The sequence below is a fragment of the Bradyrhizobium sp. CCBAU 51753 genome, from assembly GCF_015291565.1.
Classification (GTDB): domain Bacteria; phylum Pseudomonadota; class Alphaproteobacteria; order Rhizobiales; family Xanthobacteraceae; genus Bradyrhizobium; species Bradyrhizobium ivorense.
In genome coordinates this window covers 6273559-6286727 of the sequence record NZ_CP030037.1, presented here as the reverse complement: position 1 = coordinate 6286727, position 13169 = coordinate 6273559, and the positions used below count along the sequence as shown (strand labels likewise).

Annotated in this window: 12 protein-coding genes; 6 read left to right on the top strand and 6 right to left on the bottom strand. The window is 65.8% G+C overall.

Annotated features, from left to right (window positions below; all coding sequences use genetic code 11):
- Window positions 1-62: 62 nt before the first annotated feature.
- Window positions 63-1490 carry an adenosylhomocysteinase gene (gene ahcY, locus XH93_RS28860; RefSeq protein WP_194470081.1) on the top strand — a complete coding sequence of 476 codons (1428 nt, stop codon included), beginning with the start codon at window positions 63-65 and terminating at the stop codon, window positions 1488-1490.
- Window positions 1491-1999: 509 nt separating this feature from the next.
- On the top strand, window positions 2000-2419 hold the full coding sequence (locus tag XH93_RS28855; RefSeq protein ID WP_194470080.1) for a nuclear transport factor 2 family protein: 420 nt from the start codon (window positions 2000-2002) through the stop codon (window positions 2417-2419).
- A gap of 116 nt (window positions 2420-2535) precedes the next feature.
- Here XH93_RS28855 and XH93_RS28850 read toward each other — a convergent pair whose 3' ends face one another.
- From XH93_RS28850 to XH93_RS28835, 4 genes are read right to left on the bottom strand one after another with little or no spacing between them, the layout of a single operon-like run.
- Window positions 2536-3330 carry an IclR family transcriptional regulator gene (locus XH93_RS28850; RefSeq protein WP_194470079.1) on the bottom strand — a complete coding sequence of 265 codons (795 nt, stop codon included), beginning with the start codon at window positions 3328-3330 and terminating at the stop codon, window positions 2536-2538.
- Between the two features lie 40 nt (window positions 3331-3370).
- Window positions 3371-4135, bottom strand: a complete 765-nt coding sequence (locus XH93_RS28845) for an SDR family NAD(P)-dependent oxidoreductase (protein WP_194470078.1) — start codon at window positions 4133-4135, stop codon at window positions 3371-3373.
- On the bottom strand, window positions 4132-5850 hold the full coding sequence (locus XH93_RS28840) for an FAD-dependent oxidoreductase (protein ID WP_194470077.1): 1719 nt from the start codon (window positions 5848-5850) through the stop codon (window positions 4132-4134). Before XH93_RS28840 ends, XH93_RS28845 begins: the two co-directional genes overlap by 4 nt.
- 10 nt (window positions 5851-5860) lie before the next feature.
- Window positions 5861-7060 carry an ABC transporter substrate-binding protein gene (locus tag XH93_RS28835; protein WP_194470076.1) on the bottom strand — a complete coding sequence of 400 codons (1200 nt, stop codon included), beginning with the start codon at window positions 7058-7060 and terminating at the stop codon, window positions 5861-5863.
- A gap of 348 nt (window positions 7061-7408) precedes the next feature.
- Here XH93_RS28835 and XH93_RS28830 point away from each other — a divergent pair, with 348 nt between their 5' ends.
- Window positions 7409-8338, top strand: coding sequence for an aspartyl/asparaginyl beta-hydroxylase domain-containing protein (locus XH93_RS28830; protein WP_194470075.1), 930 nt, complete (start codon window positions 7409-7411; stop codon window positions 8336-8338).
- Window positions 8339-8408: 70 nt separating this feature from the next.
- Here XH93_RS28830 and XH93_RS28825 read toward each other — a convergent pair whose 3' ends face one another.
- Window positions 8409-8564, bottom strand: coding sequence for a hypothetical protein (locus XH93_RS28825; protein WP_194470074.1), 156 nt, complete (start codon window positions 8562-8564; stop codon window positions 8409-8411).
- A 328-nt stretch (window positions 8565-8892) separates the two neighbouring features.
- Here XH93_RS28825 and XH93_RS28820 point away from each other — a divergent pair, with 328 nt between their 5' ends.
- Together XH93_RS28820 and XH93_RS28815 are read left to right on the top strand one after the other, a co-directional pair.
- Window positions 8893-10587, top strand: a complete 1695-nt coding sequence (locus XH93_RS28820; protein ID WP_194470073.1) for an NAD-dependent malic enzyme — start codon at window positions 8893-8895, stop codon at window positions 10585-10587.
- A gap of 124 nt (window positions 10588-10711) precedes the next feature.
- Window positions 10712-10930 carry a hypothetical protein gene (locus tag XH93_RS28815; protein WP_194470072.1) on the top strand — a complete coding sequence of 73 codons (219 nt, stop codon included), beginning with the start codon at window positions 10712-10714 and terminating at the stop codon, window positions 10928-10930.
- 152 nt (window positions 10931-11082) lie between these two features.
- Here XH93_RS28815 and XH93_RS28810 read toward each other — a convergent pair whose 3' ends face one another.
- Window positions 11083-11784 (bottom strand): fumarylacetoacetate hydrolase family protein, encoded by a 702-nt coding sequence (locus XH93_RS28810; protein ID WP_194470071.1) that lies wholly within the window; start codon window positions 11782-11784, stop codon window positions 11083-11085.
- Between the two features lie 153 nt (window positions 11785-11937).
- On the opposite strand from XH93_RS28810, the gene XH93_RS28805 reads away from it, so the two are divergent.
- Complete coding sequence (locus XH93_RS28805) at window positions 11938-13116, top strand: dipeptidase (RefSeq protein ID WP_194470070.1); 1179 nt, start codon at window positions 11938-11940, stop codon at window positions 13114-13116.
- Window positions 13117-13169: the final 53 nt, after the last annotated feature.

The window sequence follows — 13169 nt, the reverse complement described above, 5'->3', positions numbered from 1 at the left end:
GCGCCGCAGGCGTTCGGCCTGCTTCGTTACTGACACGCTGATTGACCGATTAGGAAACAGACATGAACGCCCCCACCAAGCCCGTCTTCACCGACTACATCGTCAAGGACATTTCGCTTGCCGATTTCGGCCGCAAGGAAATCTCGCTGGCCGAGACCGAGATGCCCGGCCTGATCGCGACCCGCGAGGAATACGGCCCGAAGCAGCCGCTGAAGGGCGCGCGCATCGCCGGTTCGCTGCACATGACAATCCAGACCGCGGTGCTGATCGAGACGCTGGCCGCGCTCGGCGCCGACATCCGCTGGGTCTCCTGCAACATCTACTCGACCCAGGACCACGCCGCGGCCGCGATCGCCGCCGCCGGCATCCCGGTGTTCGCCGTCAAGGGCGAGACGCTGACCGAGTACTGGGACTACACCGCAAAACTGTTCGACTGGCACGGCGGCGGCACGCCGAACATGATCCTCGATGACGGCGGCGACGCCACCATGCTGGTGCATGCCGGCTACCGCGCCGAGCAGGGCGATGTCGCCTTCCTCGACAAGCCGACCTCGGAGGAAGAGGAAATCTTCTACGCGCTGATCAAGCGCCTCTTGAAGGAGAAGCCGAAGGGCTGGTTCGCCGAGATCGCCAAGAACATCAAGGGCGTCTCGGAAGAGACCACCACCGGCGTGCATCGGCTCTACGAGATGGCCAACAAGGGCACGCTGTTGTTCCCGGCGATCAACGTCAACGACAGCGTCACCAAGTCGAAGTTCGACAACCTCTATGGCTGCCGCGAGTCGCTGGTCGACGGCATCCGCCGCGGCACCGATGTGATGCTGTCGGGCAAGGTCGCGATGGTCGCGGGCTTCGGCGACGTCGGCAAGGGCTCGGCCGCCTCGCTGCGCCAGGCCGGTTGCCGCGTCATGGTCTCCGAGGTCGATCCGATCTGCGCGCTGCAGGCGGCGATGGAGGGCTATGAGGTCGTGACCATGGAAGACGCCGCGCCGCGCGCCGACATCTTCGTCACCGCCACCGGCAACAAGGACATCATCACCATCGAGCACATGCGCGCGATGAAGGATCGCGCCATCGTTTGCAACATCGGCCACTTCGACAACGAGATCCAGATCGCGCATCTGCGCAATCTGAAGTGGACCAACATCAAGCCGCAGGTCGACGAGATCGAATTCCCCGACAAGCACCGCATCATCCTGCTGTCGGAGGGGCGCCTGGTGAACCTCGGCAATGCGATGGGCCATCCGTCCTTCGTGATGTCGGCCTCGTTCACCAACCAGACGCTGGCGCAGATCGAGCTGTTCGCCAACAACAAGGGCGGCAAGTACGAGAAGAAGGTCTACGTGCTGCCGAAGACGCTGGACGAGAAGGTCGCCCGCCTGCACCTCGCCAAGATCGGCGTCAAGCTGACGGAACTGCGCAAGGACCAGGCCGACTACATCGGCGTCAAGCAGGAAGGCCCCTACAAGAGCGATCACTACCGCTACTGATCCCGCACTCGCACGCGATCACGCGAAGGCCCCGGCATCGTCCGGGGCCTTTTTGCTGTGGAGGTGTGGGCGCACGCCCGTGCGATGGATTGTGTAACGTCGCCATGTCCACTGCTGTCGTCCCGGCCTTCGCCGGGACGACATGGAGTGTGTTGCGCGATCTGGCCAGCACCGACGCCGTCATTGCGAGGAGCGAAGCGACGAAGCAATCCATCGTTCCGCATTCGCGGAGCTATGGTCTCCAGCAGGTGCGTAGCCCGGATGAAGCGCAGCGCAATCCGGGACCGGCGCCGCAACAGGTGAGAGCGGCCCCGGATTTCGCTTCGCAGCATCCGGGCTACGGAACTGATCCGGCACGAGGATACCAAAGCCCCGGGTTAACTCCCGGGGCTTTTTGATTGCGCCCGTGACCTTCCGCCATCTATAGTAGCGACGCTGTGCAGCCACGACTTTTTCGGGTTGGGGCCAGTATTTATTTTCAAGCATCGAGCCATTTGTGGAGGACGACCATGTCGGATGCCGCTGCCAATGTTGCCGTTTTGAAGGAGGCCTATCGCCGGTGGCACGAGAGCCGCGGCGGCAGCGTCGACCACTGGTTCGACAGCGTGTTCGGCGACCGGATCAGCTTCGGGTCGATTCCGCGCGGCGCCGCCCCGATGGAGTTCGCGACCCAGTACGAAGATCGCGCCAAGCTGCGTGCCTATTTCGACGGTCTGCGGTCCGAATGGAGCATGCAGCACTACACCATCACCGAATTTGTTGCACAGGGCGATGCGGTGGTCGCGCGCGGCTCGACGGCCTGGACCAACAAGAAGACCGGTCGGATCGCCGAGACGCCGAAGATCGATTTCTGGCGTTTCAAGGACGGCAAGGCGGTCGAATTCTACGAGTATTTCGACACGGCCAGCGTGTTCGCCGCCGCAAGTTGAGCACGCCGCGCGCGTGCGGCCGCGGTTCGGGCGCGACGAGATCCTCGCAGGATCGATCCGTGGGGCCATTCGGGCGCCGTTCTGCGCAGCCCGTGGCCGTTAGCCTTCCGGCCGCGTCACTCCGACGCGCGCACCGTGCCGTACCCGAGCTGCCGCGAGATCTCGCTCGCGCAACCTCGCAGCGCGGCCGCGATCGCGCTGTCCCAGCCGACGTCGAAGGTGCCCTCGGGGCCCATCGCGGTGATGACCAGCGCGACGTGGCCGGCGTGATCGAACACCGGCGCTGCGAATGCGTTGACGCCCGGCAGCGGATCGCCGATGGCGCGTGCGAGGCCCCGGATGCGGACCTCGGCAAGCATCTCCGTGGTCTTCGCGCTGGCAGGCGCGCGCTTCGGGTTGTAGCCGACGCCGAGCCGATCGAGGCCGCTGTCGAGCGCGGTCTTGACCGCGTTCGGCGGCATGAAGGCGGCGAAGGCGCGGCCGGTTGCGGTCTCCAGCAGCGCCACCACCGATCCGACGCGCATCGCGATGTGCACGGGGTGGCTCGGCTCCTCGAGCCGCACCACGGTCGGCCCGTGGGTGCCCCAGACCGACAGCGACACCGCGTGATTGATGCCGTCGGCGAGGCTGGCGATCCGCGGCGTCGCGATCCGCACCGCGGAGAGCCGGCGCAGGCTGATCAGGCCGAGTTCGAGCGCCAGCGCGCCGATCTCGTAACGGCCGGTGGTCTCGTCCTGTTCGATCAGGCCGATGCGGGAAAAGCTCACCAGGTAGGGATGCGCCTTGGCCGGCGGCATGCCCGCCTCGCGCGCGAGGTCGCGCAGCATCATCGGTTCGCCGCTGCGGGCGAGCGCGCGGAGCAATTCGCCGCCGACCTCGATCGACTGTATGCCGCGGCTTTCTCTGGTCATGTGGTCGTCATGGAATCTTGCCAGCTCTCCGATAACGTCCTTATACGGCGAGAAACCCTCCGTCGACCGGCATGGTCACGCCGTTCACATAGGATGCAAGCTCGGACGCCAGGAACACCACCGGCCCGACCAGCTCCTCCGGCTGCCTGACCCGGCCGAGCGGGGTGCGTCCGATGAAGCCGGCAAGCCGGGCAGGGTCGTTGCGGGTCGCTTCGGTCATCGCGGTTGCGATCACGCCCGGGGCAATCGCATTGACGCGAATGCCGTCGGCGGCAAGCTCGCGGGCGAGCGCCTGGGTCAACAGCTTCACGCCGCCCTTGGACGGCGCATAGCCGAGCGTATCGGCGACGCCGACAAAGGAGGCGACCGAGCCGAGATTGATGATGCTGCCGCGCGTCTCGCGCAGCGCCGGCAAATAGGCGTGGGTGACGTTGAACGTTCCGGTCAGGTTGACGTCGAGCACCCGCCGCCAGTTGTCTTGCGCGCGCGGCGAGTCGATGCCTTCACGGATGATGATGCCGGCATTGTTGACCAGGATCGCGATCGGCCCGATCTCGCGAGCCGTTCGTTGCGCCAGGGCGTGACACGCTTCGGCATCGCTGACGTCGAGCGCGAACGGCCAGGCGGCGCGGCCGCGCGCGCGGATATCGCCCGCGGTTCGCTCGGCTCCGGGAAGGTCGATGTCGGTCACCACGACGTCGGCGCCATGCGCGGCAAGTCCAATCGCGATGGCGCGGCCATTGCCGTGCGCGCCGCCGGTCACCAGCGCCCGCTTGCCGGCGAGCAGGGTGGCCATCGTGCTCATTCCGCGCTTCTTTCTTGCGTTGCGCCGGCGAGGTGCTTGCCCGCGATATAGCCGAAGGTCAGCGCCGGCCCGAGCGTGATGCCGGCGCCGGGGTAGTTGCCGCCCATGATGCTCGCCATGTCGTTGCCGGCGGCATAGAGGCCCTGGATCGGGTGGCCGTCGGCGTCGAGCGCGCGGGCATTGGCGTCGGTCCGGATGCCGGCATAGGTGCCGAGGTCGCCGATCACCATCTTGATGGCGTAGAACGGTCCATGCTGGATCGGCGCGACGCACGGGTTGGGCCCGTGCAGCGCGTCGCCCTGGTAGCGGTTGTAGGCGCGCGAGCCCTTGCCGAAGGCGGGATCGCGGCCCTCTGCCGCGGTTAAGTTGAATTCGGCGACGGTGGCCGCGAGCGCCTTGGCGTCGATGCCGGTCTGCGCGGCGAGCTCGGCGAGCGTCGCGCCGCGCTTGAGATAGCCGGTCTTCAAATGATGGCCGAGCGGCATCGGCCGCGGCGGCACGCAGCCGAGACCATAATTGCGCAGGGTCTGGTGATCGCAGATGAGGTAGGCCGCGATCTCCTCGCCGGGCTTTGCGGCCTTCATCATCTCCTGCACGAAATCGTGGTAGGAGTTGCCTTCATTGGCAAAGCGCTTGCCGTCAGCCATCACCGCGATCACGCCGGGCTTGGCGCGATCGATGAAATGCGGCATCACGCCCTTGGTGCCGTCCTTGCGCGTGGTGACGGAGACCGGCACCCAGGCCGCCGCGTTCGGCAGCGCGTCCTCGACCCGCCCGCCGGCGGATTCCGCCAGACGCAAGCCGTCGCCGGTGTTGCCGACAGGACCCGGCGAGTAATGCTCCTTGCCGGTCGGCGCGTGTGGAAACATCTTCTGCCGTCGTGCGACGTCATGCGGGAAGCCGCCGCAGGCCAGCACGACGCCGCGCCTGGCGTTGACGCGAATGGTGCGGCCCTCGCGCATGACCACCGCGCCGCGCACGATGCCGTTGTCGACGATCAACTCGCGCACCGGTGAGGACAGCCAGAGCGGGATCTTGAGATCGAAGGCGGATTTCGCCAGCCGGCCGGCGAGCGCATTGCCGTTGGTCAGCGTCATGCCGCGGCCGTTGCGCGCCACGTCCATGGCGTGCCGCGACAGCCGCTTGGCGACGTAGAGCGCCGAGGGCAGCGACTTCGTCGCGCGCATGAAGTGGATGATCTCCTTGCCGGAGCCGAGCATCATGCCGAACACGGTGAGCTCGGGCAGCGGGCTGCCGAGGTCGTTGATGGCATCGCCGAGCTCGTGGCCGTCGAAGGGGCGCGTCACCATCGAGCGGCCGCCCTGCGCGCCGCCGGGCGCCTCGGCGTGATAGTCGGGGAAGGTCAGCGGCATGTCGAAGCGCACCGCGGTCTTGGTGGTGAAGAAGTCGACCGCCTTCGGGCCCTCGGTCAGGAACGCATCGACGCGGGCAGCATCAAAACTGTTGCCGGCCTCGTGGCGCAGATAGGTCTTGGCCTGATCGGGGCTCTCCTGAATGCCCCAGGCCTTCGCCAGCGAGGTGCCGGGAATCCACAGCCAGCCGCCGGAGCGGGCGGTGGTGCCGCCGAACTTCGGCTCCTTCTCGACCACCAGAACCTTCAGGCCGTGATGGCCGGCGGTGACCGCCGCCGACAGCCCGGCACAGCCGGAGCCGACGACGAGCGCATCGCATTCATAGGTCTCTTCGTTGGCCACGTGATCGATCCTAATGTTTCAGGAGCGGGCATTTCGACTCGGAGACCGGACGATAGGCGTCCTCGCCCTTCACGGTCTTGACGATGTCGAGATAGTCCCACGGCTCCTTGGATTCCGACGGCTTCTTCACCTTCGCAAGATACATGTCGCGGATGACGCGGCCATCCTCGCGCAATTTGCCGCCGTGCACAAAAGTGTCCTCGATCGGCAGCTCGCGCATCTTGGCCATCACGGCTTTCGGATCGTCGGTGCCGGCGGCCTTGATTGCCTTGAGATAATGCAGCACCGAGCCGTAGACGCCGGAATGGATCATGGTCGGCATCACATTGGCGCGGGCGAGGAATTTCTTCGACCACGCCCGCGTCTTGTCGTCCATGTTCCAGTAGGACGCGGTCGTCATGTAGGTGCCTTGCGCCGCGTTGAGCCCGATCGCATGCACGTCGGTATCGAACATCAGGAGGCCGACCAGCTTCTGGCCGCCCTGCACGAGGCCGAACTCGCCGGACTGCTTGATCGCATTGTCGGTGTCCTGGCCGGCATTGGCGAACGCCACCACGTCTGCCTTCGAGCTCTGCGCCTGCAGCGCAAAGGAGGAGAAGTCGGCGGTGTTGGTCGGATGGCGGACATTGCCGAGCACCTTGCCGCCCATCTCGTTGATGAAGCGCGTGGCGTCCTTCTCGAGCTGCTGGCCGAAGGCGTAGTCCGCGGTGACGAAGAACCAGGATTTGCCGCCCTCGTTGATCACGGCCGAGGCCGTCACCTTGGACAGCGCGTAGGTGTCGTAGGCGAAATGCACCGTGTTGGGGCTGCACAATTCATCGGTCAGCGAGCTCGCGCCGGGGCCGGACAGCAGCGCGATCTTGTTGCGCTCGCGCACCATGTTGTGCACGGCGATCGCGATGCCGGAGTTCGGGATGTCGACGACCGCATCGACCTTGCCGTTGTCGAACCAGCCGCGCACGATCTGCACGCCGACATCGGTCTTCATCTGGTGGTCGGCCGAGATGATCTCGATCGGCTTGCCGAGCACGGTCGCGCCGAACTCCTCGACCGCCATCTTGGCGGCCTCGACCGATCCCGGCCCGGAATTGTCGCGGCCCCAGCTCGACAGGTCGGTCAGCACGCCGATGCGCACGACGTCATCGGATACCTGGGCGTGGGCGGCCGTCGTCATCGCCGCAATCATGGCTGCCGCCAAAACCTGTCTCATCGTTCCTCCTCTTGGTGTCCGCGTTCTCGGGCGGGTCACCCTGATTAGTAATTATCTAATCGATTTGTCAATGGCGAATGATGCGCGGAGGTCACAAGGCCGAAGCTCGAATGGCGCAACCCTTCACTTTCAGTGAGCGAATGCTTACAAAGCCATTCGCGATGGTCCTCGGCAGGGCTTCCGGCCTCAGTGCCGGAATCTCTGACGGCGGAGCCAAGCAGCGACGAAACAAGGGGAATTTTCGCGGACGGCGCCGCCTCTGCCGATGCCGAGCCACCCGTCGAGGGATCTGTGCTTGCGCTAGGCGGTGTGTGGCGGGCGTCGAGGGGCCGCGATCATAGATCGATCATGTTGAGACAGCTCTTCGCGCCGCAGCTCGTCATTCTCTACGTGCTGGTGGCTTCCACGCTTTACGTTCACTTCCGCGGCAAGCAGCGGCTGCGCTTCGCGCGCCAGCTCGGCGACCACTCGACCTACCTCGCACCCTACAACGTGCTGATGTATGCGGGATCCGCGGTGCCCAATACGCCGGTGATCCCGGTCGAGCAGTTTCCCGAGCTGAAGAAGCTCTCGGACAATTGGGAGACGATCCGCGACGAGGCCACGCGGCTGTTCGACGAAGGCTTCATCCGCGCCGCCGCCAAGAACAACGACTGGGGCTTCTATTCCTTCTTCAAGAGCGGCTGGAAGCGGTTCTATCTGAAATGGTACGACGACTTCCTGCCGTCGGCGCGCACGCTGTGTCCGAAGACGGTCGAGCTCTTGAACTCGATCCCGAACGTGCATGGCGCGATGTTCGCGATGCTGCCGCCCGGCGGCAAGTTAGGGGCGCATCGCGATCCCTTTGCCGGCTCGCTGCGCTACCATCTCGGCCTGGTGACGCCGAACTCGAACCAGTGCCGGATTCTCGTCGACGGCGTCGAGTGCGTCTGGCGCGACGGCGAGGCCTTCATGTTCGACGAGACCTTCATCCACAGCGCCGAGAACAAGACCGACGTCAACCGCATCATCCTGTTCTGCGACGTCGAGCGGCCGATGAAATACGGCTGCATGACCCGGATGAACCGCTGGGTCAGCCACAACATCGTCAAGGCGTCGGCGACCCAGAACGTCGACGGCGAGCATGTCGGCGCGCTCAACAAGGTGTTCGGCAAGCTCTACGAGGTCCACCTCGCCAGCCGCAAGGTGAAGGAGTGGAACCGCAACGTCTACTACACGCTGAAATATTCGGCGACCGCGCTGATCCTCGGGCTCATCGTGATGTCGGCGATCAGGTGATATTGCCGGTCCCGCAAATGCGGGATTGCTGCGGTCGAATTTGCGGGCTGCGAGGCGTAACCGCTGAAAGTCAGTCGCGTTCGAAGACCTTGGCGCCCGGGTAGACTCGCCTTGCGTAGGCGACAACCCATTCGCGGTCCTGAGTCTCCAGGAACGGCGTTCGGATCTGGCACGATCCGACGATGAGGTGCCAAAGGCCATTGAGCTTCTGAATGGTGACGATCATGTGAGCGTTCCTCGAAGAACCCGCATACAGCAACCACTTCGGTCTCGTCTTACGATTCACTCCGCGAGTATAGGAATCGCGCTCAATGGCTCAATTATACGAGCGTAAGCGTGAGGGCATGAAAAGGGATCGGGGAGATCATACCAAGGTATGGTGATCTCTGTCCGAGGGTGTAGCGTTTTCAGCGCGCAAGCCCCGGACGCATTGTCCGAGGCTTTCGCCTTGTCAATCGACTTCAATTTTACCGACCGCGTGCCTTCGCGCTCCGATCCGTCGCACCGAGGTGCTACAGTTCCGGTCCGGCATTCTGCATTGAGGGGACCTTGTCATGTCCGAGACGTCTGGAGCTTCCATCACCACCGCGCTGAGCGCTTATGAGTTGCTCGCGGATCCGCAGCTCAACAAGGGCACGGCGTTCTCGGAGGCCGAGCGCGATGCGTTCGACCTGCACGGCCTGCTGCCGCCCAGCGTGCTGACCTTGGACGAGCAGGTGTCGCGCCGCCTGCAGGCGCTGCGCGGCTATGAGACCGATCTCGAGCGCTACGCCTTCCTGCGCGAGTTGCAGGACACCAACGAGACGCTGTTCTATGCGCTGCTGGTCGGCAATCTGGAGGAGCTGCTGCCGATCGTCTACACGCCGACGGTCGGTGCCGGCTGCCAGCATTTCAGCCGCCTGTTCCGCAAGCCGCGCGGCCTGTTCCTGAGCATCCCGCACAAGGCGCGGATCGATCGCATCCTCGCCCATCCGCGCTTCGATGCGGTCGAGGCGATCGTCGTCACAGACGGCGAGCGCATCCTCGGCCTCGGCGACCAGGGCGCCGGCGGCATGGGCATCCCGATCGGAAAACTCTCGCTCTATACCGGCTGCGGCGGGCTGCATCCGGCGACCACGCTGCCGATCCTGCTCGACGTCGGCACCGACAATCCGGACTGCCTGGCCGATCCGCTCTATATCGGCTGGCGCAACGAGCGCGTCCGCGGCCAGGAGTATGACGACTTCATCGAGGCGTTCGTCTCCGCGGTGGTGAAGCGCTGGCCGCGCGTGCTGCTGCAGTGGGAGGATTTTGCCAAGAACAACGCGACGCGCATGCTGGATCGCTATCGCGACCGGCTCTGCACCTTCAACGACGACGTCCAGGGCACCGCGGCGGTGGCGACCGGCACCTTGCTGTCCGCCATCAACGTCACCGGGGTGCCGCTGACCGAGCAGCGCGTCGCCGTGCTCGGCGCGGGCTCGGCCGGCTGCGGCATCGCCGGCCTGATCCGCGCCGCGATGCGCGATGCCGGCCTGTCGGAGAGCGAGGCGGCGACCCGCTTCTTCATGGTCGACCGTGACGGGCTTTTGGTCGAAGGCATGAGCGGGCTCGCGCCGTTCCAAATGCCGTTCCTGCAGAACAAGGCGGCGATCGCGAACTGGAAGCTCGACCATCCCGACCGCGTTGCGCTGCTCGACGTGGTGCGCAACGCAAAGCCCACCGTGCTGATCGGGGTCTCCGGTCAGGCCGGCGCGTTCTCCGAGCCGGTGGTGCGCGCGATGGCCGAAGCCAACCAGCGGCCGGTGATCTTCCCGCTGTCGAATCCGACCTCGCGCGCCGAGGCGACGCCGGTCGACGTCGAGGCCTGGACCGAGGGGCGGGCGCTGATCGGCGTCGGCAGCCCGTTCCCGCCGATCACCCGTGACGGCGCCCGCTTCAAGGTCGACCAGACCAACAACTCCTACATTTTCCCGGGCGTCGGCCTCGGCGCGCTCGCGGTCGGCGCGGGCCGCGTCACCGACGGGATGTTCATGGCCGCGGCCAAGGCGCTGGCGAGCTCCTCGCCGGCGCGCAACAATCCGAAGCACAATCTGCTGCCACCGGTCAGCGCGCTGCGCGACGTCGCGCTGACGGTCGCGCTTGCCGTGGCGCTGCAGGCGCACAAGGAAGGGCAGGTCAAGGATATCCCGCTCGACCAGATCGAAGCGCGCATCCGCGCCAAGATGTGGACGCCGCGCTACGCGCCGTACCGGCGGGCGAAGGGCTGAGGGCGTTGCCGCGATGAGGCGGTCGCGCGCCGGTGATCGCGCGTGATGAAATAAACCGGCGCGCAGGTCGTATCTCGTCATAGGAGCCGGGTTTGCTCGGCTCTCTCATCGTCGGGAGAAAACCATGACCAAATCGATCTTCATCGCGGCCGCGCTGATCGCAGCAGCCGCATTCGCGACCGATGCCTCTGCCGCCACCCGCAACGCCGCCGCATCGCGCCAAGCCCACGCGCAGCCAACGGCCGGCAGCTTCGCCGGCGACTGCGTGCGCGCGCCGAATGTCGGCGCCTACGCCACAGCGCCGTATGCGGCGCCGCCCTGCCTGCCCGGCACGGCCCACTGATCACAGCAAAGGGCCCCGGACGCGATGTCCGGGGCCGTTGTTCGAACCAGATGCGTAGCCCGGATGCAGCGTAGCGCAATCCGGGACAGCCACGGTGAAGCCTCCCCGGATTTCGCTTCGCTTCATCCGGGCTACGGGTTAGCCGCGCTGCGCTACTCCGGCTCGCCGATCGAGACCTTCAGCGTGCCGACGCCGTCGACGCCGCATTCGAGCTTGTCGCCGACCTGCAGCTGCGAGACGCCGGCCGGCGTGCCGGTCATGATGATGTCGCCGGCGGCGAGCTTCACCTGCTGCGAGAGCTGCCAGATGATTTCAGGCACGTTCCAGATCAATTCGGTGAGGTCGCCCTTCTGGGTTTCCTTGCCGTTGACGGTGAGCCAGATCTTGCCCGCGGTCGGGTGGCCGATCTTGGACGCCGGCTGGATCGCCGAGCAGGGCGCCGAATAGTCGAACGACTTGCCGATCTCCCAGGGCCGCTCCTTCTTGCGCGAGGCGAGCTGCAGGTCGCGGCGGGTCAGGTCGATGCCGACCGCATAGCCGTAGACGTGATCGAGCGCCTTCTCGGCCGGGATGTTCAGCCCGCCGCTCTTCATCGCGACGATCAGCTCGACCTCGTGATGCAGGTCCTTGGTCAGCGGCGGATACGGAATCGTCGCGCCATCGGCCACCAGCATGTCGGCATGCTTGGCAAAGAAGAACGGCGGCGCGCGCTCGTCATTGCCCATCTCCCTGATATGCTCGAGATAGTTGCGGCCGACACACCAGATGCGGCGGACCGGGTAGACGCCGGCTTCGCCGACGACGGGAAGCGAAGGCTGGGGCGGAAGCGGGATGACGGTGGAGGCAGCGTTCATGAAGGGGTCCCGGAAGGTTGCAGGAGGGAGCGCGGACCGTATTTACAGGGCGGCGGCGTCCCGGGCTAGGGGCTGCGGCCACGCGGGGCGCAGATGTGAGGTCTCCTTTCGGATGAGCCCGGCCGCGACCTGTCGGCGGAAACGGCGCAGTCGATGAGGAAATGGCTCCTGATCGGCCTCGCCGTGGTCGCCGCGGTCCTGGTCGCCGGCGGCGCGACGGTCTTCGCCTTCGGCCCGGAAAAGATCGACCGTGCCCAGAACAAGGTCCAGCACGTCGCGATCGACATCACGCCGGCGGCGCAGGCGCTGCAGGCGACGCTCGACGTCGCCGACATGCACGCCGACAGTCTGTTGTGGAAGCGCGATCTGATCGCGCGCTCCGACCGCGGCCACATCGACCTGCCGCGCCTGCTCGAAGGACGCTACGCGCTGCAGGTGTTCTCGTCGGTGACCAAGTCGCCGAAGGGACAGAACTACGATTCCAATCCGTCCGACACCGACACCATCACCAACCTCGCCATCGTCAATCAGCAGCCGCCGCGGACCTGGTCCTCGCTGCTGCAGCGCTCGCTATGGCATGCGGAGAAATTGCAGGGCTTTGCCGGGGAGTCCGCGGGGCGCCTGCGCGTGATCACGACCGCCGCCGACATCGATCGTCTGCTGGCCGACCGCAAAGGCGGCGCATCCGTGGTCGGCGGCATGCTGTCGATCGAGGGGCTGCACAATCTCGAGGGCAATATCGACAATCTCGACGTGCTCTATGCCGCAGGCTTTCGGATGGCCGGGCTGACGCACTTCTTCGACAACGAGATCGGCGGCTCGATGCACGGCACGTCGAAGGGCGGGCTGACGCCGCTCGGCCGCCAGGTGGTGCAGCGGATGGAAGCCAAGGGCATGATCGTCGACATCGCGCACGCCAGCCACGAAGCGGTCGCCGACGTGCTGGCGATGGCGACGCGTCCGGTGGTCTCCAGCCATGGCGGCGTGCAGGCGACCTGCAAGGTCAACCGCAATCTCACCGATGACGAGGTCAGGGGCGTGGCGCGCACCGGCGGCGTGATCGGGATCGGGTTCTGGCAGGGCGCAGTCTGCTCGCTCGAGCCGAAAAATGTCGCGCGCGCGATCGCCCATGTCCGCGATCTCGTCGGCATCGATCATGTCGGCCTCGGCTCGGATTTCGACGGCTCGACCACCACAGGATTTGATGCAAGCGAGATCGTCGCCGTGACCCAGGCGCTGCTGACGAGCGGCTTCTCCGAGGACGACATCCGCAAGGTCATGGGCGGCAACGTCCTGCGCGTGCTGCGCGCAGGACTGGTTCCGAAGGGGTAAGGCCCTTGAGGAGCCGCATCGGAGGTTCACCTCTCCCTTGGGAGAGGTCGGCG

Coding starts and splice junctions, on each gene's coding strand:
- XH93_RS28845 (WP_194470078.1), bottom strand. CDS start 4,135: ATGAGCACGATGGCCACCCTGCTCGCCGGCAAGCGGGCGCTGGTGACC.
- XH93_RS28850 (WP_194470079.1), bottom strand. CDS start 3,330: ATGACCAGAGAAAGCCGCGGCATACAGTCGATCGAGGTCGGCGGCGAA.
- XH93_RS28835 (WP_194470076.1), bottom strand. CDS start 7,060: ATGAGACAGGTTTTGGCGGCAGCCATGATTGCGGCGATGACGACGGCC.
- XH93_RS28825 (WP_194470074.1), bottom strand. CDS start 8,564: ATGATCGTCACCATTCAGAAGCTCAATGGCCTTTGGCACCTCATCGTC.
- XH93_RS28810 (WP_194470071.1), bottom strand. CDS start 11,784: ATGAACGCTGCCTCCACCGTCATCCCGCTTCCGCCCCAGCCTTCGCTT.
- XH93_RS28855 (WP_194470080.1), top strand. CDS start 2,000: ATGTCGGATGCCGCTGCCAATGTTGCCGTTTTGAAGGAGGCCTATCGC.
- XH93_RS28820 (WP_194470073.1), top strand. CDS start 8,893: ATGTCCGAGACGTCTGGAGCTTCCATCACCACCGCGCTGAGCGCTTAT.
- ahcY (WP_194470081.1), top strand. CDS start 63: ATGAACGCCCCCACCAAGCCCGTCTTCACCGACTACATCGTCAAGGAC.
- XH93_RS28830 (WP_194470075.1), top strand. CDS start 7,409: ATGTTGAGACAGCTCTTCGCGCCGCAGCTCGTCATTCTCTACGTGCTG.
- XH93_RS28805 (WP_194470070.1), top strand. CDS start 11,938: ATGAGGAAATGGCTCCTGATCGGCCTCGCCGTGGTCGCCGCGGTCCTG.
- XH93_RS28815 (WP_194470072.1), top strand. CDS start 10,712: ATGACCAAATCGATCTTCATCGCGGCCGCGCTGATCGCAGCAGCCGCA.